Source organism: Pseudomonas sp. 11/12A (assembly GCF_000800055.1).
GTDB classification, from domain to species: domain Bacteria; phylum Pseudomonadota; class Gammaproteobacteria; order Pseudomonadales; family Pseudomonadaceae; genus Aquipseudomonas; species Aquipseudomonas mohnii.
Map to the genome: position 1 here is coordinate 5,609,133 of NZ_JUGV01000001.1, position 25,169 is coordinate 5,634,301.

The following is a 25,169-nucleotide window of genomic DNA, read 5'->3' on the forward strand; positions in this document are numbered from 1 at the left end:
TGAGCTTAACCGTGAACGCGTTCGCTTCTAGAGCCCAGGGGTTGCTGCCGTGAGACCTCCCTTCATCACCGCATGTCCGAATACGGCGTTATGGGTTCGATCGGCATCGGGAGGTTGCCCTGCCATTCATCGAAGGTGTAACGCAGGTACAGCATCACCCGGCTTGGGGCGTAGCCTTCGCTGTGTTGCAAGGAGATCCCCGAGCCCAAGACCATGTGATCGGTCAGGCGGCGCTCGACCAAACCTTGCACACGGATACTCACGCCGCTGCTGCTGCTTCCGGCCTTGGTCATGGTCGTGTCTGGATCGATTTCCAATCCAGCGGCGGCGGCCTGGCTGAATACCTTGCCCGCCGGACCGTCCAGAGGATACAAATCGCTTCCATCGGTTTTTGAGATGGACCAGCCCACCGAACTTTCCAGCAGAGTCGACCAGTTGGCATTACGCCAGGCATAGCTGAAGGGTATGCCGATGGAGTAATACTGTTGTGGACTGTAATAGCCGCCCTGACCCAGGGTGTACTCGCTCAAGTCTTTGTCGTAACCCCAATACATAAGGGTCAAACCCGTACGCATGCGCTCGTCGGCACTGTCGACCAGTCGGTAATAGTATCCGGTCATGGCTGAAAGACGCTGATTGTCGACCACGTTCTTGCCGCGCAGCCAATGGCTGCCGAAACTGGCCCAAACACCGTCAACACCCCCTTCATCATGGCTCAGACTCAAGGTCACACCATTGCTGGTCACGCCACCCCAGCGCGTACCGGTCACCGGATCGACGGCTCCGGCGTAGGACACCACCGAGTTGCTCATGGGCCGGCGTGAGGCGGTCAACGTCCAGCCAATGGACCTCCAGTCACTGCTGTACGCGACACCACCCAGCCAGTTGCCCACTTCGAAACCTTGCGGCGAATGGCCAAGATCGAGCGCCCATTGATCGTTTTTCCAGCCCGCAGCGAGGCTTGGCCCGCTGGTGCTCAGTGAAGTGCTGGGGCAGCCATTGGGCACCGGCGTACCCGTCGCCTTAACCCGGTACTGCACGGCGCAGGTGCCGAACTGTTCCCGGTGTAAACCATCGGCATCGGTGTCGAAGGCGCTGGCGTCAAGGTCCACCTGTTCGGCCTGAACGAAACCCTTGCCCTGAGCGAACGGCGAATCGATACGCAAAATGGTTATCTGCGTCGTCAGGTCGGAGATGCCCGGTGCAGTGTTGTCGGTGCGCCAAGCGAAGTCATGGTAAAGATTGACGGTCGGGTTCTGCTGTTTGTAAAGCTCGTCGACATCACTGCGCAGGCTTCGCGCCAGCCACTCATCGCTGTCCTTGGCGCGACTGGCCTCGGTCATGGCTATGTTGTCGCGGGGGATGGCTTGGGCAGGTGAAATCAAACCTGCTGCTGCCATGCTGCGGGCGTAATTATCCAGTGCCTGTTGCGGCTGATCCTTGGCCATCAGACGCGCCGCATCGCGGTAGATCAGCGGATCGGTCTGTGGTGTTTTCAGCAGATTGGCGAACATCGCGGCGGCTTTGTCCTTTTCACCCACCGCGGACCAGGCGTTGGATAGACGTCGTTGCCAGGGGGCAGGTGCCGACGGCGGCACGACGATTTTTTCCAGGCCGGCACGCGCTTGTGGGATGTGCCCGGTGGCAATCTGCGTTTCGATCAAGCCCAACTGCGCCTCGTCATTTTGCGGCTGGAGCTTGAGCACTTTGCGGTAGTAACGTTCGGTTTCGGCGTAGTCTTCACGCTGTGCCGCCCAGTCGGCGAGGGTGCCAAGATCATCCACGGTTGGGTCACGCAACAATAATGCAATGGCCTGAGGCTCATGCCCGGCGTTGCGTAGCTGCTCGACCTGAGCCATCAACATCCGACGTTTGATCCGGGTTTCCAGTTCACGCATGTTATCGGTCCAGGCGGCGGCCGGGATTTGCCTGAGGGTGGCCAGCACTTCGCTGTCGCGGCTCTCGTTGGCCAGGTACAGACCGTGGGCGTAACGAGCCTCAGGATTGCGGCTTTGGAGCGCCAGTAATTCACTGAACGCTTTATCAGCCTCCCGCGGTTGCCCCATGGCAATCTCGGCGGCGGCCAGGCGATAGGTCGTCCAGGGATTGTCAGGCTCCAGCACGCGGATTTTCTTCAGCAGGGACGCCAACTGAGCCCAGTCCGAATGCTGACTGGCGAGGTCAGCTTGCAAATTCAGCCGCTCAAGTTCAATGCTCCGACGCAGGCTGGAAAACTCAAGCTGGTTGCTGGCGGGCAAGGTGTTGAGGAAGGCTTCGGCCCGCTCGTTTGACTGGCCACGATACAGTCGGACCAGGGCACGCACGACGCTGCCATTGCCCGGTTCGATCTTGCGCGCCTGTAACAGTAACGCTTCGGCTTCGATTTCATTGGACTCGGCCATAGCCACATTGGCGAGGCCGATCAATGGGTCGGCGGAATCAGCCTTGAGGCTTCGCGATTGTTGATACGCGCTACGCGCCGCCGCATAGTCCTTGCGTTGCAGGGCGTCGTCGCCTTTCTGCAGGATCATCCAGTTGCGCGTGACAGTCTGTAGATCCTGCCATTTGCTGATGTAATCGGTGTCCTGCTCCTTGCTCAGCGCCGTGGAGAACGCCTCGTGTGCCGCCGAGTATTTGCTTTGGCGCATCAACGCGATACCCAGTGCGCCATAAAGGCTTGAGTCTTGCGGATACGCCTTCAAGGCACGGCGCAACAGTCCTTCGGCTGTCGCCGCCTTGGCCGCAGCGTCTGGGGCGTTGTCTTGCTCAAGCAGGCTCTTGGCTTTGACGCCGGCCTGCCAGGCAGGATCGGCCAACAAGCCTTGTTGCTGCGCCAGCTGCTTCTTGGCGTCTTTAGCGAACGATGAGTCCGGGTAATAGTGAATGAATGCTTGCCATGCCTGCGCCGTTTGCGGGCCAACCGGCAATTTGATCAGGTAGTTGTATTCCCGTTCGGCCGCATTGGCACTGGCCTTGGGATCAGCTGCCAATTGATGCAACACGGCCAGGGCATCGTCGTTGCGACCCTCGGCGAACAATAGCCCGACGAGCATCTGTCGTACGGCGGTATTGCCTGGGTATTCCCGGTCCAGCGCCTGCACATGACCGATCACGGCCGCACGCTCGCCGCTGATGCGGCTGCGTGCGCTCCAGTATTCAAGCGCCGATGCGAGGTCCGGCGGCTCCTTTGCGAACAGCTGCTCAAAGGCCTGGCTGGCTTCTTCGAAGCGCCCGGCAGCCGCCAATAGCCGAGCCTGCTGCAGCTGGCGCAGACCGTCCTGGCTCTGCAGTTTGATCAGTGCTTGAGCCTGGCGCAGTTGCGCGGAGTCCGGGGCCAGCTGGCGCAGGCGAGCCAATCGCTGCTCGATCCAGGCGCTGTTCGGCGTTTGAGACTTGTCAGCCAACGCCTGGCGTATTTCGCCCACCAGAACCTGAAGATTGTCCGGGGCAATCAATTTCAACCGCGCCAAAGAGTCGCGAACCAAGTCTTCGCGCTGCAACGCTTCACCGATACGCATCTGTTGAAGCAGCCATTGCTGTTGCTCTTGTTGCGTAACAGGAGCCGTCGCTGCCAGCGCGGCACCGCTCAAACAGGGCAGCAACAGTGTGCAGCGCAAGATTAAAACCTTAAGTGCGCTGGTTCGGGGGGCGCTGTTCACTGCGTGCATGTACTCGTCCAGTTCGGTTGAAGTCGCCCATCCTTGTCGAACCGATAGCGCTGTTCGTCCCAGCCCTGGCCAAACATCAGCAGCGACTGGTTGTAATAGGCATCGGCCAATGGCGGCGATTGGCGCAGGCGTTCACGCTGGGCAGACAGTGCTGCCGCCGACGATGCATCGGTGGCCAACAACGGTAGTAGTGCCGCCGAAAACCCGACCGGCCCGGAGCCCTTGTACTTGCCGGAGCCGGAGTCGACGTGTTCTGGCACATACCCCAGGCGGGCAGTGGCCTCAAGCATGGGTTTGAAGTGATCGAGCAAGTCGGTGCGCCCGGGGGCATCGGCCGCTAACATGCCGAGCCACAGATAGACACGAATCGCGTCGTAGCTACCCTGTGCGCCTTTCCCATCGACTGAAACAACTTTTCCGGCCTGCCACACCAACCAGTCCGGTGCGAAGCCCTTGGGAGCGCCTTCGATCAACAGGCGCCGGGAGTTTTGCGCCACTTCGGCCCAAACCGGTGCGATGAGCGCGAATCGGGACAACAATTGTGGCGGCAGATAGCTGGGGTTCAGGCGCCAGCCCTTGCTGGATTCGAAACCGACGTCCCCTGGCAGCAACATAAGGCCAAGCCCCGGCAGCTTGCGCAGGGTTTGTGCGGCGCTTCGCCACAGCATGTGATTGCCCAACGTCAGATAATCAGGCCTGCGCCACAGGCGACCGGCTTCCAGCAAGCTGTAGGCAATCCACAGATCAGCGTCGCTGGCGTTGTTGTTGTCGAGCACGCCCCATCGACCGTCCTTGTTGAGTCCCCATTCCCAGGCAGGAAGATGACGGCTGAGATCGCCGTCCGCCAGGTTGTTGCGGGTCCAGGTCAACAGCCGGTCAAAGCTTTCCCCATCGTTGGCCACCAACGCAAAAAACAGCCCGTAGCTCTGCCCTTCAGACGTGGTGATTTGCTGCGCAGAGGACGTGTCTATAACCCGCCCATCAGCGCTGATCATGTGCTGCTTGTAGTTTTCCCAGGCCGGCCAAACACATTGGCTCGCACCCTGCGCAGGCCATGCCAGGATGGGGAGAACCGCCGCAAGAAGTCGCGACCGGGCATTTCTCACCGACTTACTCTTCATAAGCCAGACGACGACGAGCGGCCCATTTCAGGATACGCCAGGTCATGAATGCGCTGAGCAGTACGCCAGACACCGCGAGAAATGCGATCAGGATCGGGTGCTCGGACAACTTGAACCAGAGCATCAGCCACCAGGGCAGACTGCCGACGTAATAGTGGTCGCCGACCATCTGGCCCTGAACGCCACTGCTACGGATCAACACCACCGAGCCCGCGACCGCGTCCATCTTGCCGCTGTCATTGAGCGTCTCGCGCAATAACTGGAAGCCCGCATCTTCATTGGCCAACAGGGCCACAATGCTGCGTTGTTCGTGGGACGGTGACTGCATGCCGACGATTGCAGCAATCGGGCCTTTGGCTGAGACCTCGACGCGACTGGCAACAGGACTGCCTGCGTTAGTGGTTTGCGACGAACCCGGTCCCTGGTGGTTTGCTTTCAGCAGCCAGTCCCGGGAGCGGTCCAGCAAAACATTCATATCCTGGTTATCGCGAAGGTCAGGAGGGAGAGAACCGAGGATCAGCACGTCTGCATCGCGCTTCGACGCCTCTTCCCAGTTATCGCTCAACGTCAGATTGATCGCGGGCAGGCCCGAGCGTGCCGAAATTCCGGCGATTGCTTCCAGGTACGTGCTCAACTGCACAGCGCTGGACTGCGGCGGCACCATCACCACGGTTTCGGAAAGATCCGCCATGCGGCTGAAGGGGAAGCCACTGCGGGCAAACGCTGCCAGATCAGGCATGGCGATGTAATGGTGATAACCCGACAAATCGATCGTCGACTGATCGTCGATGACCGCTTGAGTGTCCACCGGTAACGAGGTCTGGCAACGATCCCGCTGGGAACTGCTGGTCGTCGTGGCGAAGCTGAAATTGAACCGCAGGTTGTTGCGGTCGCCGATTTTCAGTGCCGGGACCGACAGTTTTTCATTGATGTTCGCTGACTCGCTGGATAACACGGCAAGGCGCAATTCTTCGAGCCGGTCCTTACTGCTGGCCACTAACGGCAGGCTGGTGATGAACTGATTATTGAGGCTGATGTTCAGACGCGAACCGTCATTGGACGCTGGTGGCGTATAGCGGTATTTCGTTTGCAGCGGAATGCCCTGGTTGCGCCACACAAACAGATCCGGCGGCAGGTTAATGTCCAGGCTGATAGGCAATGGCTGCAGGCCGCTGGCCCGCAATTGTTCGGGGTACTTGATCAGCTCGGCAAAACGAACGGCCCGGTCGGTACGCATCCAGTTCGGAGCGTCATAAGGTTGGCGTGGCTGGATCTGCTGCACCTTGTCGATAACAACCCGATCACCCCGAAACAGATCGCCACCCAGCACCAGCGCTTGCGCGGCCACGGCCAGGTCGGCCTCGTCACGGCCCAGCACCAGCAACACCTTGCCGTAGCGGTCGGTCGGGTTGTCGATCATCTGCACCACCGGCGCCTCGACCGGCGGGAACTGCTTCAGGTCACTCAGGAATGCGGGGCGGTGAGTGTTGGTGGCAAATACGATGGACGCGGTTATCGGCTTGGCGGGTGTCGCTGCGGGCAGGTGATCGAACAACACCGGGAGTTTCGTGCCGCGCCACGCGGCCTGGCTGCCGAAGTACGAGGCAAGAATGCCTGCCGCACGTTGCTCGCCAAGCGTCGGCGAAGCCGCGAATACCATATTCAGGACAGGCTTGTCATAGTCGCGAGCATCGAAAAATGGCATCGGAAAATAAGCCAGATCGTTCTGGACGATCAACGCCTGCTCTTTCAGGGAAACCAGGCTGGCCCGGCTGATGTTGACCCACAGCGCGCTATTGGAAGGCTCTTCGCAAATGTCGGTGTAATGGCCGACAAACTCCAGCCTCACCCGGTTGAAGTCGCTGATCAGGCGCGGATCGAGATCGACTTGGCGGACGGTCTTTTTCCCCAATTGCTCCTTGTCGATGGTGATGACGCTCATCAACTCGTCATTGAGGTAGACCCGCAGATGCGACAGCGTTGGCAGCAGTCCCGGTGAGGGTGTGTATTCAAGCTGCAGCTTCGCATCGCTGGCGATGCGGTCGCGACGCATGGTGAATTCAAACTGATCGGTGTTATGCGTGCCCAGCAACAGACTGTCCGTCAATCGCCCCAGTTCTTCGAAACTACGCGAAACGTCCCAGCCTGGCACGTTGCTCACTGCAGCCGAATCTGACGCTGGCGTCGTAACCGGTGGCTGCACCTTGGCGGTTTGCTCCTTGATGGGCTGCGCCTGGGCACAACTCATTGCCAGCGACAGCAGGCTTACCAGCGTGAAATTGAAATAGCGACTCATGGGGCGCATACCGATCGAGATGTAGAAGAAAAGGGGGCGGCTTTGGCGAAGCGCGGTACATAGCTGATCAGCCAAGCGAGCAGACGCATGACCGGGCGGGCTAGGTACCGTGTCCAGGCAGGCAAATATTGATACAGGCGGTAGTAGCCACTGGCACCCAGACGCAGGACGTCGATGAAACTATGCAGCGGCCGGTCTGGTTCGAAGTTTTCGTTCCAGTTCAACCAGGCATCGGCACGGGAAAACGTGCATTGCACGTAATCGATTTTCTGTTGCGACGACAGCTCGTTCAGGGCGATGGCAATGAAGTTCTTGTGGCTGCGGCTGATGATGCCGGAGAACAGAAACTCGCGCTCGCCGCGCTGCATCATCAGGAAAACCCGCTCACCGATTGGCAGGGAAAGCTCAACGTCCAGCTCGACGCCGGTACCACTTTCGGAGTAATCCACCAGCATGCAGGGATAGAATCGCCCGTTTTGCAGACGCACCGCCGCCGGCAATTTGGCCTGCACACGATGGGACTTGCGCACCTGGTGAACCTCTGCGGCAACGGCCACCGCAGCGCCCACGATCAGCAAGTTGTAAATGACCCACAGACTGCTGACCAGCGTGGTCCCGATTTCAGTGGCCGGCCCGTGAATCAGACGCCATACCGCAAAACCCAGGCCAACGATATTCAGCAGCGCCAACACCAGATACGGCTTGGCGATCCCCCAATCGAACTGGTCCTCAGCCATCAAGCCGCCTTTGGCGGTCACGTTGAACTTGCCTTTCTTGGGGTTAAACAGCGCAACGGTGGTCGGCCGAGCGATGTACCAGGCGAGCACGGTTTCATAGACCTCTCCCCAGAACGTCAAACGGTATTCTCCCTGCATGCGTGAGTTGGTCAGGCTCGCATGAACCATGTGCGGGATCACATACAGAATGATCATCAAGGCAGGCGCATAGATGATGTAGGCGTGCAACAGCAGGAACGCCAAAGGCGCGGTCAGGAACACCAGGCGCGGCAGGCCCGCGAGGAAGTGCAGCATGGCGTTGGCGTAGCAAATGCGTTGAAAGAACGTCAGGCCTTTGCCCAGCAACGGGTTGTCCGTGCGGAAAATCTGCGCCATGCCCCGAGCCCAGCGAATCCGCTGACCGATATGTGCGGACAGGCTTTCAGTGGCCAGCCCCGCCGCCTGGGGAATGCGCACATAAGCCGAGTTCCAGCCCTTTCGGTGCAGGCGCAGTGCGGTATGGGCATCTTCGGTAACGGTTTCCACGGCAAAGCCACCGATGTCATCGAGCGCCGAACGTCGGAGCACGGCACAGGAGCCACAGAAAAATGCGGCGTTCCACATGTCGTTGCCGTCCTGTACCAGGCCGTAAAACAGCTCGCCTTCATTGGGCTGGTGCCGAAAGGTATCGAGGTTGCGCTCGAAAGGGTCTGGCGACAGGAAGTGATGCGGCGTCTGCACCAACGCCAGCTTGGGGTCGCGCAGGAACCAGCCCACCGTAAGTTGCAGGAATGAACGCACTGGCACGTGATCGCAGTCGAAAATGGCCACCAGCTCTCCATCGAGCTGCTTCAAGGCTTGATTGAGGTTGCCCGCTTTGGCATGCCTGTTGTCGCTACGAGTGATGTAATTCACCCCGGCCTGTTCAGCGAACAAGCGGAATTCTTCGCGGTTGCCATCGTCGAGTATCGAAATACGCAGCTTTTCGCGGGGCCAGTCGATACCGAGGGCGGCATACACGGTGCCGCGTACGATGGACAGGTCTTCGTTGTACGTCGCGATCAACAGATCGACCGTAGGCCATAGCTCTGTATCACGAGGCAGTTGTGCCGGTGGGCGGTTCAACGGCCAGCAGGTCTGTATGTAACCGAACACCAGTACCAGCCAGGAGTACGTTTCGGCAATCAGCAATAACACGCCGCAGGCCAGATCCAGCGGACTGTCCCAGTTCAGGGTCGCGGTGTAGCGCCACCACAGGTAACGACAAGAGACGATGAGCGACAGCATGATCAGCAGCAGCGTCGGAAACCGGCCCGGCACGCGACGGATCACCATGGCGACCACCCACAGCAAAATCACGAAAACCGATTGCGATAAGTAGTTGAAGGGCTCGGTGATACACACCACCAAGAGGATCAACGCGACCGCGGCGCAGCTGTAATTCAGCCAATGTTGCTGGCGAGGACGAAGGTTGCGCCACCACTGGGCACCATCCTGTACGGCTTTGCTCTCCCTGGCGTGCTCCGGCAGGCCACTGAGAAAAACACCGATACGACTCCAGAGGCGGTGGTTGGAATCGCCAACGCGATGCATCCATTGCGGTGCAGTGCGCCGCCGGGCTTGCGGCCAGGGACGGAACACCAGTAACCACAGGCTTTGCAGGGCAATGCGCAAAGGGTCACCGACACTTGGGACTTTGCTGGCCAGATGCGGATACCAGCGCTGGCGCTGCTCGATCAGACGCTGCCAGGCCGGCGACTCCAGGCGCAGGAACAGCCAGGCCAGCGCGGTGCACGACGCCAGCAGCAAAGCCGTCAACGGGTGGCAGTCGTAGCGCCGGCGCAGGTACAGGTAAGGAAACCAATGCGTGATCATGTCATCTCTCGGCGTCTTGCCAGACACCAGGTCGCCAGGCTCAGCGCATCTAGCGCAGCAAGGCTTTCCGGTGCGTATCGCCCCACTGGCTGCTTGAACGCGAGCGCTTCACGCATGGCTTCATCAGCATGCACTGTCAGGGGCAAGAGACGAGCTGCATAGAATTTACGCCAGATGAGTAACAGATCGCGTTGCAGCTGGCTGCCCGGATCAAAGCGGTTCACCAGTACGGGATTGCTGCCCGCCTGCTGCAACAGCAGCACATGGCAGGCGGCATCGGCCTCGGCTATCTGGATCGGGAGCAGGCAGGGGCCGATGGTGCCGTGCCCTGGCAAGCGTTGCGGTATGTCGAATAGCAGCCAGTCAAAGTGGGCCGCCAGACTCGCCTGGCGCCGGGACCAGATCTGCGGGTCATGGATCAGTTGCTGCTCAATGCTCATGGACTCATCGGCACTCAGGCGACCATAAGGCAAAAGCTGCAGGGTCGGCGTCAGGCTCCAGGCCTGCTTGTGCCATTGCTGACCATCGAGCATCGCCCGCGCCCAACCCGACTCCCCGCTATCCAGCAGATTGAAATGCAGTCGCAGCAGGTTTTCCGGGCACATGTCGATCATCAGTACCCGCTCACCGAGGCTTTCCAGGGCATAACCGAGTGCGGCTACCAACGAAGTGGTACCGACGCCTCCACGTACCCCGCAGATACTCAGTGCTGTCACTTAAGCGCTCCGACCTTGCCCGGTTGTACGGGCTGGGCAACCGGTAATGGCGGCTGATTGCCAGTGATCGCGAAATCAGCCAGCAACGGCCAGCGCTTGAGCGCGCGGCTTAATTCCAGCAATGCCGAGACATCGACGTATTCCAGGCTCGGCAAGTGCAGCTCGGCTTTAAGCCGGGCAATATCATCGGCTCGCTCGTAGCGCGAGAGCGTTTGGTTCTTTACTTGAGATTTTGCGGGTAAGGAAGCCAAGCTCCATTCTCCTTGATCCGAACGTAAGGCTTGCCCGCGTAGTCGAGGACAACGGTACCAGCGTTTTCCGAGACCACCGGGGTTTGCGGCAGATCGGCCAGCAATGCCTGCCAGTCCGGGCCCAGGCCATCGCCTTGGGGAGGCGCGGCGTACAGGCGCGAGATAATTTCCGACAGCGCCAGATAACTGCTCGGTGCGGTGACGAGAATCGGCTCCGATCGCGTGTTCTTGCCCATGCCGACTAACTTGATGCCGACCGGCACGTGGGTAATCGACGAGCTCGGGATTTCCCGCATTCCGGATATCTGCATGCGGTCACCGTGCAAGGCCGCACCATGCTCAGGCACGATCACCACCGCCACCCGGCGTCCGCTTTTCTCCAGGTCTTTAAGGAAAGTGCTCAGGTCATCGATCAATGCCTGGGCGCGGGGCTTGTACTCGGCGCTCTTCGTGCCGCCATCGAGGGTCAGGCTGCGGTTGCCGTCATGCAGCGTCGTGGTGTTATAGAAGAGCGCCACCCTGGAATCACTCTGCCCCTCTCGGTGCTGCCACCATTTGTTCAGTACGTCACGATCACGCCAGATTGACGAACCATCGAAACCCACCAGGGCACGTTGCAGACTGGAGACACTGACTTCCGGCGCTGGCAATGAGCCTTGGGCACGCACTTCGTCGATAAAACCTTCGAACTGGCCGGTGTGGTTGAGCATGACTTCGCTGTTGAAGCCCAGCTTGCGCAGGTCATCCATCAACAGGCATTGCTCGGGTGCCACGTCATAAAGCTTGCTGTGCGGCTGCTGGCCGCAACTGGCGCGCAGCAGCCGAATGGCGGCCGGCCCGCTGTAGGAAGTGGCCGAGTTGAAGTTCTCGAACACAATGTCCATCTGCTGCAGCAAGCTGTTGTTACGCAAACCCACAGCGTCCAGATCATCCCAGGCCATTGAACATATATTGATGAGCAGCAGATCGAATGGCTGAGCAGCCGACTGTGATGGCTGGAATACAACCTGCCGACCGGCCTCGGTGTTATAGAAATTTTGCAAATAAGTGTCGAGTGTCGCGTTGTCCGGCTCGGCGCTGACAATCGGTGCGCCACCGGTACTCGGCGCTTGCGTAGTGCTCTGCTGTACCGGCGCATGCATTGCCATCAACCCTGCTCCGCCCAGCCAGGCGAAACCGGCCAGGGTCAAGGTGGTCAGGCGCAGCCACTGGCGCACGAAGAAATATGCCACCACCAACAGCAGCAATGCGCCGCACAGGTTCGGGTCAATGAAACGGCCGGCCAGGTCGAGCAGATAATCGCCGCTGAAATTCAGCACGCCTGGCTGGTCCAGTAACCTGCTGAAGGGTGGCAGCCAGGTGTCCTGATAGAACAACGCTACAGCGGGGGGTATGGCAATCAACGTGCGCAGCAGCGCCAGGTATCGATTGCGCAGCGGCACCAGCAATACAGCGGCGAAGACCAGGTTCGGCAGAATCTGCAGGTTCAGGTAGCCGCCCCAGAACATCGCCAGCTTAATCAGAAAATACAGGTTCCACAGCCCCAGGCCCGGCCAGGTCCAGTCGCTTTGTACGGCTGTCTTGTCCACTTCGAATCGCTCGGGACTATTCATGTGCGTCACGCTCAACCGGCGACACGGACTTGCGCCGACGCACCCCGCGCGGCTGCAGATAGCGCGGTGACAAATACTGCTGAAGCAGGCGATTGAAGCGCTGCAAAAGACTGCGTAGCGCCAGCATAAACGCGACGGTCATCAGGCAGCTTGCCGCGATAACCTGGAGCAGTTGGGCGTAATTCATGGGCACGGCTCCGACAACGGCAGCGTAATGCGTTGCGGCGCGTAACCGCTCTGGGTGATGGCGTGAGTCAAATCAGTGGTTACCTGTCCGGTGGCCAGGCGTGATGCTTCAGGCATCTTGGGAGCATCGACAAAATCCTGACGCGGCAACGCGTCCACGCCGGACAGGACCTTGCACTCGCTGAAAATGTCCCTCCATGGCAGGCGGCAGATATTGCCCAGTGCCGGCTCCAGTCCGTCGCCACGGCAAGCGAACAGAAACAGATAAAACATTCCGTCGAGTGAGCAGGCGACATCGCCGAAGCGGCGCAAGGTGATCTGACTCAAGTATTGGTCGATGTTCAGGTCGCCTCTGGGGCGCAACCGCAGCAATTGATGAGCAAGCTCGCCCGAAGTGCCACCGTAGACCTCATCCAGCAGGTCGATAAACTCACGTGGTGGCAACAATCCGCGTCGCGCCGGAGGACGCAGTCGTGCAAACAGTGACTGGATATCGGCGGTCTGACGATAACGCCAGATCTGTCCCTGGGCGCTTTCCACCATGCTAAGGAAGTTCGCCAGTGTGGTTTTGGCAGGCACGATCAGGTTAGCCCCGCAAGTCAGCAATAGACGCTCGTCGCGGTAGCGCAGGCAAGACTCCATTTCCCGCACGATGATCTTCAGCGCGGCACCACATTGCTCGCGTAATCCGTGTAATTGCCGAGCCAGCGGCTCCACATCCTGGTTGCTTTCCAGCGTCACGATCACGCAGGCGGCGCGCGCGCGGGCAGCCTGCTGCAGGAGATCGGCACGATGTTCAAAAAGGCGCCATTGCTCAGACAACGGGGCCGATCCCTCAAGGGCGGATCGCTGGGTCAGGTAGATACGCTGGTCGTCGGTACGGATTTTCGAGGGGCTGGATAGCTGCGAATCGCTCAAGGAAAAACCGCTGTCGGTCACTTCCAGGTCAAATGTTTGCGCGGCGCAAACACCCAAGTCACTGTGCCAAAAGTTCAGTTGGTAGTGAATCGCGCCATCTTGGCGATACAGTTGCGCCAAACCGGAAAGTTGTTCGTTAAGACGCGACAAGCATTCATGCAATAAGGGCGCTTGACCGCTGCAAAGAACTAAAAGTGTGCAGTTAATACTTAACAACCATTGTCGGGTATTCTCACACCAATGCTGTAACTGTTGAGTGCCGAGATTGTCCAGATAGTCCGAATTGACCATCAACAGCAGATAACTGCCGCGTGCGATCTTGATTCGTTTCAAGTCCGAGGTCAGGGTCGTGAAGGCTTTGCGAGCAGAGGCATCGTGAGGCATGGAAAACATGCGCAGCGCAGATGGGCCGCTGTCTGCAGCCAAGGTCTTGACGATTGTCTCGGGGTCGGTGCCGCTGCATATCAGCGTGGCGATATGTTCTTCGGATAAGGCTGATAGAAACTGTTGAGCAAGAATTTCCGCATCGCTCGTACGGTCCAGGGCGATCCAATATAACCCGCCCTTGCGAAGCAACATCTCCTCATCCTGTAGATGCCGGATGGCTAACGTGACATGACCCACAGCCTTCTACTCCAATCATCCGAAATGCACGAAAAACACTCAACTCGAGTGGTTAAGTATCGGGAAAATTTGACGGCTGCTAACGAAGAGACAAAGAGTATCCAGGCATCGCTGTTGGCGGCGATGCTCGTCTTAATAAGATCATGAAAAAACGCTCATCAATCAACTAAGCCAGAGAAATCTACCACCGCGCCATGCACATATAGCCGTTTTGAAGCGGGCGAATAATGTGATATCAAACTGACGGTGTCAATATTTCGTAACAGAGTGCTTGAGTTTCAGATGGGAGGTGATGCTAAGTCATTTTATTGGCGCCTTTAATCGGTTGGTGAAAATGGGTGGCTGGCGGCAAGCGACATTTATGAGCCAATGACCATGGCGGTGGTGATTCTGATCGGGTCACGGGTGGAGAGCCTGGTGTTTGATTCGCTTGAGCGTGTGACAGAGAAGCGGTGGGGGGGGCAGCGGTGAAGTCACAACCTCGGGCGAGGTTTTGTCATCAGTCGGGGGGCAATCACAGCTGTTGAACGGACCCTCTGGCTTTCAAAACTTTGACGATTTCAGCCACGAAATTGACAACCATCACTCGCTCACCGACCGGCAAGCTTGCAATCAGCTCATTGATGTTCTGGGAGTGGCTATGGGCGTCCGTGGCATTTGTGCGCACCAGATCGCTGAGCGAGCAATCAAGCACCTCGGACATTTGCTGCAGTCGTTGCAGGGTCAGTGAGATCACGCCATTTTCCATCCGGCTGACGGTCTCCTTTTCCACGCCTATGGCCTCGGCGATTTGGGCTTGAGTCAGACCCTTCGCCTTGCGGCGCGCGGCGATAGCGGCACCCACTTGGCCCGCGACTTTACGTTCCTTCATGTTCTTAACCTCTTGCGTCAACACCCTCGTCGTTATGCGACATTTTCCGGCGTTACTACGTTCAAGCGAATGATGTTATAAGACTAAGGTATTGATGGATTACGTCATTGTTTGTTTGATTCAGGTCAAAATCGGCCGATAGCATGGGAGTAATCTAATCGTCGGCTTTGGCCGGTTACTGCTGATGCAACTGGGAACTGTCCAAGATGCTGACTCATTTGAAGATCCGAACAGGAATGTTCTGGGTGCTTGCGCTTTTCGTCTGTGCACTGCTGATTTCGTCGTTGACGAGCTGGCGCAGTGCATCGAGTAGTGATGAACAGATCCAGACTTTGAATGAGGTGGGGGTGACCCAGAACAGTCGGGTTCACCTCGCTTATCTGCGCCTGTTGCGTGCACGGGTCGGGATGGCGGGCGCTTTCCTTGAAGCGCGCATGGGCGACACGGTCAAAGCCCAAACCAGCCTGCAACGGTCTACGATCCTGTTCAAGGAGGCCATTGATTTCTTCGAAGCGTTTGCGGCGCAAGAAAAAAGCAGCGGTTCGACCCTTCAGAGCGATGAGTTACAGCAGGCTTTCGCAGCCTATCGCAGCACGCTGGAGGAGCAGACGCAGGCGCTGAATGAAGGGACAGAGGCTCGCTACGTTGAAGTCAATCTCAAGGCGAGAGCGGCCAACGACCGGTTTGACCAGGCTCTGCAAGGCTTCGAACAACAGCTCGACACTCAGATCGCTTCGATCATGGTCCAGGCACATTCACGCTACAACCTGGCCCAGGTTCAAGCATTGATTCTGTTGATGATTGCCGCCTTGCTGGTGGCCGGTTGCTGGTGGTTTATCGCCAGCCGCTTGTTGCGTCCACTGCGCGAAGCCGGGGAGCATTTCGATGAAATCGCCTCCGGGGATCTGCGTCGTTCGATCACTGTGCAATCGAGCAACGAAATCGGTCAGTTGTTCTCGGGCTTGCAGAAAATGCAGGTCAGCCAGCGCCAGACCATTGAGCAGATCAGTCAATACGCCCATCAATTGGCCAGCTCCGCCGAGCAGTTGAGACAGGTGACGGTGGAAAGTAATCACGGCCTGCAACAACAACACAATGAGCTTGAGCAAGCGGCCACCGCCGTGACTGAAATGACTGCGGCGGTGGAAGAGGTTGCGAGAAACGCGGTGTCCACGTCAGAGGCTTCCAGCGCCACCAACGAGTTGGCGGGCCAGAGTCGGCGCCAAGTGCAGGCGACCGTCGAAGAAGTGGACGCCATGAGTCGGGAGATCAGCACCAGTTCCGCGCTGGTCCAGGATCTGGCCACTCAGACTCGTGATATCGGCAAGGTGCTGGAGGTCATTCGCAGTATTTCCGACCAGACCAATCTGCTGGCGCTCAACGCGGCCATTGAAGCTGCGCGGGCCGGTGAAGCGGGGCGTGGATTTGCCGTGGTGGCAGACGAGGTTCGAACGCTGGCTTATCGCACCCAGGAGTCGACCCGGGAAATCGAACAGATGATTGCCGGAATCCAGGCCGGCACGCACCAGGCGGTTGATGCCATGGGCGCCAGCACGTTGAGAGCCAGTAGCTCGTTGCAGGCGACGGAAGCGGCGGGCAAGGCGCTGGAAGAGATTTTTGTTGCTGTCCACCAGATCACCGAACGCAATCTGGTCATTGCCAGCGCGACTGAAGAGCAGGCCAAAGTCGCCCATGAAGTGGATCGCAATCTGTTGAATATTCGTGAGTTGTCTACACGTGCGGCCGACGGTGCGCATCAGACGAGTTCAGCCAGTGGCGAATTGTCCCGTCTGGCCTCCGAGCTGAGTGCGATGGTCCGCCACTTCAAGACCTGATGCCTGGGGGAATGGAAAAGCAGGCCGCGTCGAGCATTGTTAGTACAGCGAATTTAGCCTGGAATGTTAAATCGTAGTTAGCGGATCACTGCCATATGTCGGATGTTCAGGAATTTTCGCAGGTCTTTACCCAGGCACTTGAGCAAAGTATCGATAGCGTTGTGGTTATCGACAGCCAGAATCGGGTCATTGTGTTCAACGATGCCGCTGAAAGCCTATGGGGCTATACCCGCGATCAAGTCATGGGCAAGAACGTCAACTTCTTGGTGCCACAACTGATCCAGGCTAGCCACGATAGTTACATCGAAGCCAATCGTCGCAGCGGTATCAACAAAATTGTCGGCACCAGCCGTGACGTGCTGATCGAGCGCCAGGACGGCGACTACCGCTGGGGGGCCATGTCCATCTCCAGAGTCAGCGCTTCAGGGCAACAGTTTTATGCCGCGATCATCAGGGACATTACCCGACATCATAAGGAACACGAACGCCTGCAACTGTTGTCGCTCGTCGTCGACACTTCGGAAAATGCCATCATCATCACCGATGCCCAATGGCGCATTGTGTACACCAACGGTGGGTTTTCCCGCATGTTCGGGCACGCCACCGATGAGGTCTACGGACAACCACTCGACAGCGTGATTGCGCCGGACTTCGATCAGCAAGTCAAAGTCGCCATGCAAGAGCAGGTGATGTCGGGGGAGATTTATCATTCGCAGGCGGTCGCCTACCCCCTTGAAGGCCGCCGGGTGTGGTGCAATGTCACGATTTACCCTGTCTGTGATGCGCAGGGTCATTTGATCAATACCGTCAGCGTAATGATTGACGTGACCCACTCTCGGATGCCGGAGATTTTGCGCAATAAAATGCTCGAAGCCATGGTGCGGGAGGAGTCCATAGAGTCCTTGATGGCCCTTGTTTGTAAAGAGGTCCAAAGGATCGCGCCGGAGGTGGTTGCCTCGATCTTGAGCGTGGATGACGACGGATTGCTGCGCACCCTGGCGTCTCCTGATCTGCCAGAAAGCTACAGTGCGGCGCTGGATGCAGTGGCTATCGGGTCTGGGGTAGGTTCTTGCGGCGCGGCAGCGTTCAGCGGCCAAGCGGTGATGGTCCGCGATATTGCCTCTCATCCGTTCTGGGTCGGTTTTCGCGACCTCGCATTGCCTCTCGGGCTCAGGGCTTGCTGGTCGACGCCTATAAAGTCCAGTTCAGGCAGGGTTTTGGGTACTTTTGCGTTCTACTATCGCTCGCCCCGCGAGCCGTCACTGCTGCATGAGCATTTGGTCAATGCCAGTATTTACCTGTGTGCACTGGCGCTTGAGCGCGAGCAGTCCCGCGCTCACATCCAACAGCTGGCGTTTTATGACGACTTGACCGGTTTGCCAAATCGCAATCAGCTTCATGTCCGTGCCAATCAAGCCATTGCCGATGCCTCCCGCAACGGCACGTCGCTCACGGTCCTCTTTATCGATCTGGATCGCTTCAAGCAGGTCAATGATTCATTGGGGCATCCTGCGGGTGACGAGTTTCTTCGAGTGATCGCCCGGCGCCTGACCAAGTATCGTCGCAAAGTCGACATCGTCAGCAGGTTGTCGGGTGATGAGTTTGTCGTCGTGTTGCCCCAGTGCGCATTGAGTCAGGCACAGGTGGTGATCGAGTACTTGAGAGAAGAACTGAGCGCACCCTGCCAGATTTCGGGCGTGACGCTCAAACCGTCGGCCAGTATCGGTGTCAGCCTTTTTCCCGACGATGGCCGCTCCATGGAAACCCTGCTGCATCGCGCCGACATGGCCATGTATCAGGCAAAGACAAGTGGGCGGGGTTGTGTCAGCTTCTTCAGTCAAGGCCTGGACCAGTTGGCGCGCGGGCGATTGAGGCTTGAAACGGCGTTGCGCGAAGCCATTGATCAGCAACTGTTGCATCTGGTCTACCAGCCCCAGATCAATCTGCAAGACAACGAACTTTATGGGGTAGAAGCGCTGGCGCGTTGGAAACATCCGCAGCTAGGCGACATCTCACCCGGGTGCTTTATACCGTTGGCCGAAGAGTGTGGGCTGATTGTTGAGTTCGGGCAGTGGGCACTGCGTGAAGCTTGCGGTCAATTGGCTGCCTGGCGGCGCGAAGGGCTGTGCGTTCCAGCCATTTCGGTCAACCTGTCGCCGACCAATTTTCATAATCGCCAATTGCCCGACATTCTGACCCGAATCCTTTCCGAACAGCGGTTGACGGTTAACGACCTGACGCTGGAAATAACCGAAAACGTCTTGATGGACAGCAATCCAGACACCTTGACCACGATCAACGAGGTCCATGCCCTGGGAATACGCTTGGCCATGGATGATTTCGGTACAGGTTATTCGAGCCTCAGTTACCTGCGTCGCATACCGCTCCAGGAGCTCAAGCTCGACCGTAGCTTCGTGCACGATCTGGAGAATGACACCACCAGCCAGGCGCTGAGCGAAGCGGTGATTCGCATTGGCGAGAGCCTCAAGCTGAGTGTGGTCGCCGAAGGTATCGAAACCTTGGGCCAGCAGCGCATTCTGAAGGAACAAGGTTATGAGGTCGCCCAGGGTTATCTGATTTCCAGGCCACTCTCGGCTCGTGGATTGGGGCTGTGGCTGGAAGATCGTTCGTACTGTGAGGCGTGATGAACGGCGCCGTCTGGTAGAGAACTGCTAGCATTGTGTTTGAGTCAGTTCTGACCAGACATGAGTGCTTGCCATGCAACTACCCGACATGAACCTGCTGGTCGCCCTTGACGCCCTGCTCGACGAGGGCAGTGTGGTCGGCGCGGCGCGGCGGATGAACCTCAGTCCCGCGGCCATGAGCCGTACATTGACCCGGGTGCGTGAAGCCATGGGCGACCCGATCCTGGTGCGCGCCGGTCGTGGTCTGGTGCCGACACCCAAGGCGCTGGAATTGCGCGGGCAGGTGCGTGACGTGGTGGACCAGGCGGCGTTGCTGTTTCGCTCGGCCGATGGGGTGGAACTGGGCTCTTTGCGGCGGCGTTTCAACATTCGCGCCAACGACTTCTTCGTGGGCGTTTACGGTGGCCGGTTATTCGACACGCTGGATCGTCAGGCACCCCACTGCGAATTGCGTTTCGTCCCCGAGGGCGATGGCGACGATGAAGCGCTGCGTGAAGGACGCATCGATCTGAACGTCAGCAATACCCGGCCGCTAACCCCGGAAGTGAAGGTGCAGAACCTGTTCTCCACTCACTTTGTCGGGTTGGTGCGTGAGGATCATCCGTTGTTCGACGCGGAAATCACCCCCGAGCGTTACGCCGGGTTCTCTCACATCAGCATGTCCCGTCGGGGGATCGCCCGCGGGCCTATCGACGCGGCGCTCAATGCCCTGGGGCTGGAACGGCGGGTGGCCGTGATTGCGCCGAGTTTTCATGCGGCGATGTTTGCGCTGCCGGATTCGGATCTCATTTTGCCCGTGCCCAAGGAAGCCTTGTTAAGCGTGCAGCGCCTGGGCTTAAAGCTGCGCTCGTTCACCTTGCCGATCCCGCTACCGACCTTGATGCTGACCCAGGCCTGGCATCCGCGATTCGACAAGGACCCGGCTCACCGCTGGCTGCGTGAAACCCTGAAAACCTGTTGCGAAGAAACGTGGCAGGCCGCAAACCAGGCCTGAGACGAGCCCGCTCCGCCCAGACGCATTGCTGCATAAAACGCACTTATAAGCTGCCAATAAGTCAATTTTCGTCAGGTCATGCGCTTCATAGAATGCTCCGCAGGTTAATTCCGGAGCTCGCAGTAATGACATCCCTCACGGCCACGGCACCTCTCGCTGCGACCCAACCCGCAATTGCCACGCCGCCAGTTTTCGGCCTGCGAATCATCATCGGCCTGGTGGGCGTGTTGCTGGCGGTGCTGGTGTCGGGCCTGAACGAGATGGTGACCAAGGTGGCCCTGGCGGATATTCGCGGTGCCTTGGCCATAGGCTACGACGAGGGCACCTGGCTGGTCGCCAGTTATGCCGCGACCTCGGTGGCCGCGGCGGCCTTCGCGCCGTGGTGCGCGGTCACGTACTCGCTGCGTCGCTTCACCCTCTGCGCCATTGGCGCGTTTACTCTGCTGGGCGTGCTCTGCCCACTGGCGCCGAACTACGAAAGCCTGCTGATCCTGCGCACCTTGCAAGGCCTGGCTGGTGGTGCATTGCCACCGATGTTGATGACCGTCGCGCTGCGATTTTTGCCCCCCAACGTCAAGCTGTATGGTCTGGCCGGTTATGCACTGACGGCGACCTTCGGCCCGGGGCTGGGTACACCGCTGGCCGGGCTCTGGACCGAGTATGTCGGCTGGCAATGGACCTTCTGGCAGGTCGTCGTGCCCTGCCTGATTGCCATGGCCGCCGTGGCCTATGGCATTCCCCAGGACCCGCTGCGGCTGGAGCGTTTCAAACAGTTCAACTGGCGTGGTTTGCTGCTGGGGTTTGCGGCGATCTGCATGCTGGTGGTCGGTATCCTGCAGGGCAATCGCCTGGACTGGTTCGAGTCGAACCTGATCAGCGGACTGCTCATGGGTGGGGCGCTGCTGTTGGTGGCGTTTCTGATCAACGAATGGTCGCAGCCGATTCCGTTTTTCAAGATGCAGATGCTCGGCATCCGCAACCTCTCATTCGCCCTGATGACCCTGGCCGGGGTGCTGGTCGTGCTGCTGGCGGTGATCATTATTCCTTCCAGCTACCTGGCTCAAGTCCAGGGTTATCGCCCGGTGCAGACGGCGCCGGTCACCTTGGTTGCGGCACTGCCGCAGTTGATCGCGCTGCCATTGGTGGCGGCACTGTGCAACCTGCGCTGGGTCGATTGTCGCTGGGTGTTGGGGATCGGCCTGAGCATGTTGATGCTGTCCTGCCTCGGGGGCTCACAGCTGACGTCGGCGTGGATTCGCGACGATTTCTATGCGCTGCAATGGCTGCAAATCTTCGGTCAGCCGATGGCGGTGCTGCCGCTGCTGATGCTGGCGACCGGCAGTATCAATCCGATGGACGGACCGTTCGCGTCGTCCTGGTTCAACACCGTGAAAGGGCTTTCGGCGGTGATTGCCACCGGCGTGTTGGAAACCTTGACCACCGCGCGTCTGCACTTTCACTCGACGATGCTGGTGGATCACCTGGGCAATTCCCCCCTGGTCGACGCTGACAGCGCAGGCCTTGCGCACCGGTTGCACGAGCAGGCCGTGGTGTTGACCGCCGCGGATCTGTACCTGTGCATGGCCGGTATCGCCGTGGCGCTGATCCTGCTGATTTTCTGGTTACCGACTCGGGTCTTTCCGCCACGGGCGGCGACTTGAACGCCTCACTGAAACAGAAGGTTTTTATGACGAATCAATCAAAGCAAAAAGTGGCCATGGGCGTTGCCGTTGTGATCGCGGTGGGCGTGCTGGTGTATCTGCTGGCGCCGGGGGCATTCGGCCAGCGCACACAACAAAGCACCAATGATGCGTTTGTCTCGGCGGACTACACCCTGGTGGTGCCGCGGGTGGCCGGGTTCATCAAGGAGGTGCTGGTCGAAGACAACCAGCAGGTCAAGGCCGGCCAGTTGCTGGCGCTGATCGATGACCGCGATCTGCGGGCCGCTGCCGAAGCGGCGTCCGCCGAAACCCTCGTGGCCCAGGCGCAATTGCAGAATGCCCGGGCGACCCTTGAACGCCAGGCTTCGATGATTGCTCAGGCACAAGCGACAGTCGTGTCGGCCAAGGCGGAAATGGCCTTCGCCGAACATGAACTGAACCGCTACGACCACCTCGCCGGCGTCGGCGCCGGCACGGTGCAGAACGCTCAACAAGCGCGCACCCGCATCGATCAGGCCAGCGCACGATTGGCCAACGTCACGGCAGTGCTGGCGGCGGAACGCAAGCAAGTGGACATCCTCACGGCGCAGCGCGACGCCGCCGAGGGTGGCCTGAAACGGGCGCAGGCGAAGTTGGAAATCGCCAGTTATGAGCTGTCCTACACACGCATCGTCGCGCCGCAGGACGGCATGGTCGGTGAGCGGGCGGTGCGGGTCGGTGCCTATGTCACGCCAGGCAGCAAACTGCTCGCGGTGGTGCCGCTGGCGCAGGCCTACGTGATGGCGAACTTTCAGGAAACCCAACTGACCCATGTGCATCCGGGGCAGGACGTGCAGGTACGTGTCGATACCTTTGACGGTGCGACGCTGAACGGGCGTGTCGAGAGCATCGCACCGGCCACCGGCGTGACCTTTGCCTCGGTGAAACCGGATAACGCGACCGGCAACTTCACCAAGGTCGTGCAGCGGATTCCGGTGAAGATCGTGCTGGAACCGGGTCAGCCACTGGCCGAACGATTGCGCGTGGGGATGTCGGTGGAAGCGAGGATCGATACGGCTGGCGTCGGTGACCATGGGGTTGCGCAACGATGAACTTCAGCAACTGTTCATCCTTGTGGCAGGGCCGCGAAGCGTCCCCAAAATCGACGAGTGCACGCAAGCAACCTCGCCTCAGGTTTTGCATGCAGTCGCTGGCCATTGGGTTAAGTCTTACTTCGTTGAGTGCCTGCACCGTCGGCCCGGACTTCCAAAGGCCCCAGGCCCCGCCCATCACCGAATGGTCAAAACCATCAAAGGCCGCCCCCAGCCAAGCCATTACCGAAACCCTGGGCGAGCGCTGGTGGGAAGTCTTCAACGATCCGGAGCTTTCGGCCCTGACCCAGCGTGCCCTGACCGACAACCTCGATCTGAAACTCGCCAGCAGCCGCTTGCAGCAAAGTCGTGCCGTGCGTCAGGTGATCACCGCCGACCGCTATCCCACCACCGCCGCCACGGCCAGCTATTCCCGTGAGCGCAACAGTGGCAATGGCCTGAGCGATCCGTCGGGGCACAACGGCCATTCGGCGTTCAACCTGTGGAATGCGGGTTTTTCCGCTGCTTGGGAGTTGGACTTGTGGGGGCGAGTGCGCCGCGAAACCGAAGCCGCCGACGCGACCCTGGAAGTCGCCGAAAACGACCGTCGCGCGGTGTTGTTGTCGGTACTCGCTGAAACCGCCCAGGACTACATTCAGCTGCGTGGCGTGCAAAACACCCGCGCGGTCACCGAGCAGAACCTTGAAGTCGCACGCAACAGTTTGAAACTGTCGCAGCTACGGCTGGCCGACGGTGTCGCGACGGATCTGGATGTCGCCGAAGCCGCCGCCCAAGTCGCGGCCATCGAATCGCGACTGCCCGCCCTGGCGCAACGTCAGACGCAACTGATCAACGCGCTGAGCCTGTTGATGGGCGAGCCGCCGCAGGCACTCATCGCCGAGTTATCCACAGATGCGCCGGTGCCGCAGACCCCACCTCAGATCGCCATCGGCCTGCCGTCGCAACTGGCCGAACGGCGTCCGGACATTCGCCAGGCCGAAGCGCGTTTGCATGCCGCTACCGCGAGTATTGGGGTGGCCAAGGGCGATTTTTATCCGCGCATCACCCTGTCGGGCAACGTCGGCTCGCAAGCCCTGCAGTTGAGCGATTTCGGTTCATGGGGCTCGCGCGCGTTCGGCATCGGCCCGCAATTGAGCCTGCCGCTATTTGACGGTGGACGCTTGCGCGGGGTGCTGGATCTGCGCGAAGCCCAGCAACAGGAGGCCGCCATCGCCTATCAGCAAACGGTATTGCGCGCCTGGCATGAAATCGACGATCAACTGAGCGCCTATAACGCCAGTCAACTGCGCCGCGACAGCCTGGCCGAAGCCGTGCGTCAGAACCGGATCGCCCTGCGCACGGCACAACAGCAGTACGTGCAAGGGGTCGTGGACTTCGTCAACGTGCTCACTGTACAGGGTGCCTTGCTGGCCACTCAGGAGCAGTGGGTGGAAAGTTCGACCGGTGTGTCGCTGGCAATGGTCGGGTTGTACAAAGCGCTGGGCGGGGGGTGGGAGTCGGTGTATCCGCTGGCCGTGGCGGCTGACATTGGCCTAAAGTGAGCGCAACGTTTCGGCAGCGCATGGCTTTGGCACGCTGGTCAATGGTGATGCGCCAAGGATCGACCTCGACCACCTCAGTCAATTGCCCAGGGGAACCGGTCGCGTATGGTTGATCAGCACGGCGGGTCAACCCGACGAATTTGGTGCATTCGGTGCTCTGGGCTCTGGCGCTGAACACCTACGCCGGGTTTCTCGGTGTGTCGGAAACCCTGCGCATGGCCGGGCGCAACTATGGCCTCAAGGGCATGCGCTTCGTGCTGTTCATCCTGATTCCGGCCGCACTGCCGTCGATCCTCGCCGGGCTGAAAATCGGCTGGGCGTTTGCCTGGCGTACGCTGATCGCCGCTGAACCGGTGTTTGGTGCCACCAGCGGCAAGGGCGGGTTGGGCTGGTACATCTTTCAGAATCGCAATGAGCTGTGCACCGACAAGGTGTTTGCCGGCTTGGCGGTGGTGATTCTGATTGGGCTGCTGGTGGAGAACCTGGTGTTTGATTCGCTGGAAAGGGTGACGGTGAAGCGGTGGGGGATGGTGCGGTGAAGCAGGAT

At 59.3% G+C, this 25,169-nt stretch carries 16 protein-coding genes and 2 pseudogenes; 8 read left to right on the top strand and 10 right to left on the bottom strand.

Features of this window, described 5'->3' with window-relative positions:
* Nucleotides 1-65: 65 nt before the first annotated feature.
* Genes bcsC through bcsE form a run of 9 tightly spaced genes read right to left on the bottom strand, consistent with a single transcriptional unit; the run spans nt 66 to nt 13,984 of the window.
* Entirely contained in the window at nt 66-3,617 is a 3,552-nt protein-coding gene (gene bcsC, locus GQ39_RS25805) for a cellulose synthase complex outer membrane protein BcsC (RefSeq protein WP_330218072.1), read from the bottom strand.
* Nucleotides 3,618-3,655: 38 nt separating this feature from the next.
* Nucleotides 3,656-4,789, bottom strand: a complete 1,134-nt coding sequence (bcsZ, locus tag GQ39_RS25810) for a cellulose synthase complex periplasmic endoglucanase BcsZ (RefSeq protein WP_081997978.1) — start codon at nt 4,787-4,789, stop codon at nt 3,656-3,658.
* Nucleotides 4,779-7,085 carry a cellulose biosynthesis cyclic di-GMP-binding regulatory protein BcsB gene (gene bcsB, locus GQ39_RS25815; protein ID WP_047535979.1) on the bottom strand — a complete coding sequence of 769 codons (2,307 nt, stop codon included), beginning with the start codon at nt 7,083-7,085 and terminating at the stop codon, nt 4,779-4,781. The genes bcsZ and bcsB overlap by 11 nt, the downstream gene beginning before the upstream one ends.
* Nucleotides 7,082-9,676: a UDP-forming cellulose synthase catalytic subunit gene (gene bcsA, locus GQ39_RS25820; RefSeq protein WP_047535982.1), complete on the bottom strand. Its 2,595-nt coding sequence runs from the start codon at nt 9,674-9,676 to the stop codon at nt 7,082-7,084. The genes bcsB and bcsA overlap by 4 nt, the downstream gene beginning before the upstream one ends.
* Nucleotides 9,673-10,392 (bottom strand): cellulose biosynthesis protein BcsQ, encoded by a 720-nt coding sequence (gene bcsQ, locus GQ39_RS25825; protein WP_047535984.1) that lies wholly within the window; start codon nt 10,390-10,392, stop codon nt 9,673-9,675. The genes bcsA and bcsQ overlap by 4 nt, the downstream gene beginning before the upstream one ends.
* Nucleotides 10,389-10,643 (bottom strand): cellulose biosynthesis protein BcsR, encoded by a 255-nt coding sequence (bcsR, locus tag GQ39_RS25830; RefSeq protein WP_047535986.1) that lies wholly within the window; start codon nt 10,641-10,643, stop codon nt 10,389-10,391. The genes bcsQ and bcsR overlap by 4 nt, the downstream gene beginning before the upstream one ends.
* Complete coding sequence (gene bcsG, locus GQ39_RS25835) at nt 10,613-12,256, bottom strand: cellulose biosynthesis protein BcsG (protein ID WP_047535989.1); 1,644 nt, start codon at nt 12,254-12,256, stop codon at nt 10,613-10,615. Before bcsG ends, bcsR begins: the two co-directional genes overlap by 31 nt.
* Nucleotides 12,249-12,443 (bottom strand): cellulose biosynthesis protein BcsF, encoded by a 195-nt coding sequence (bcsF, locus tag GQ39_RS25840; protein ID WP_047535991.1) that lies wholly within the window; start codon nt 12,441-12,443, stop codon nt 12,249-12,251. Before bcsF ends, bcsG begins: the two co-directional genes overlap by 8 nt.
* Complete coding sequence (gene bcsE / locus GQ39_RS25845; protein ID WP_047535993.1) at nt 12,440-13,984, bottom strand: cellulose biosynthesis protein BcsE; 1,545 nt, start codon at nt 13,982-13,984, stop codon at nt 12,440-12,442. The genes bcsF and bcsE overlap by 4 nt, the downstream gene beginning before the upstream one ends.
* 375 nt (nt 13,985-14,359) lie before the next feature.
* On the opposite strand from bcsE, the pseudogene GQ39_RS32685 reads away from it, so the two are divergent.
* Nucleotides 14,360-14,455, top strand: a pseudogene (locus GQ39_RS32685) (ABC transporter permease); the annotation flags it as partial.
* 43 nt (nt 14,456-14,498) lie between these two features.
* Here GQ39_RS32685 and GQ39_RS25850 read toward each other — a convergent pair.
* Nucleotides 14,499-14,855: a helix-turn-helix domain-containing protein gene (locus tag GQ39_RS25850; RefSeq protein ID WP_047535994.1), complete on the bottom strand. Its 357-nt coding sequence runs from the start codon at nt 14,853-14,855 to the stop codon at nt 14,499-14,501.
* Nucleotides 14,856-15,061: 206 nt separating this feature from the next.
* On the opposite strand from GQ39_RS25850, the gene GQ39_RS25855 reads away from it, so the two are divergent.
* The 7 genes and pseudogenes from GQ39_RS25855 to GQ39_RS25885 all read left to right on the top strand — a co-directional run.
* Entirely contained in the window at nt 15,062-16,690 is a 1,629-nt protein-coding gene (locus GQ39_RS25855; protein WP_047535996.1) for a methyl-accepting chemotaxis protein, read from the top strand.
* Between the two features lie 95 nt (nt 16,691-16,785).
* Nucleotides 16,786-19,335: an EAL domain-containing protein gene (locus tag GQ39_RS25860; protein ID WP_047535998.1), complete on the top strand. Its 2,550-nt coding sequence runs from the start codon at nt 16,786-16,788 to the stop codon at nt 19,333-19,335.
* Between the two features lie 73 nt (nt 19,336-19,408).
* Nucleotides 19,409-20,329, top strand: coding sequence for a LysR family transcriptional regulator (locus GQ39_RS25865; protein ID WP_047536000.1), 921 nt, complete (start codon nt 19,409-19,411; stop codon nt 20,327-20,329).
* Between the two features lie 125 nt (nt 20,330-20,454).
* Nucleotides 20,455-21,990, top strand: coding sequence for an MFS transporter (locus GQ39_RS25870; RefSeq protein ID WP_047536002.1), 1,536 nt, complete (start codon nt 20,455-20,457; stop codon nt 21,988-21,990).
* A gap of 26 nt (nt 21,991-22,016) precedes the next feature.
* Nucleotides 22,017-23,081: an HlyD family secretion protein gene (locus GQ39_RS25875; RefSeq protein WP_047536006.1), complete on the top strand. Its 1,065-nt coding sequence runs from the start codon at nt 22,017-22,019 to the stop codon at nt 23,079-23,081.
* Nucleotides 23,078-24,622, top strand: coding sequence for an efflux transporter outer membrane subunit (locus GQ39_RS25880; protein ID WP_047536008.1), 1,545 nt, complete (start codon nt 23,078-23,080; stop codon nt 24,620-24,622). The genes GQ39_RS25875 and GQ39_RS25880 overlap by 4 nt, the downstream gene beginning before the upstream one ends.
* Nucleotides 24,623-24,762: 140 nt before the next feature.
* A pseudogene (locus tag GQ39_RS25885) lies at nt 24,763-25,161 on the top strand (ABC transporter permease); the annotation flags it as partial.
* Nucleotides 25,162-25,169: the final 8 nt, after the last annotated feature.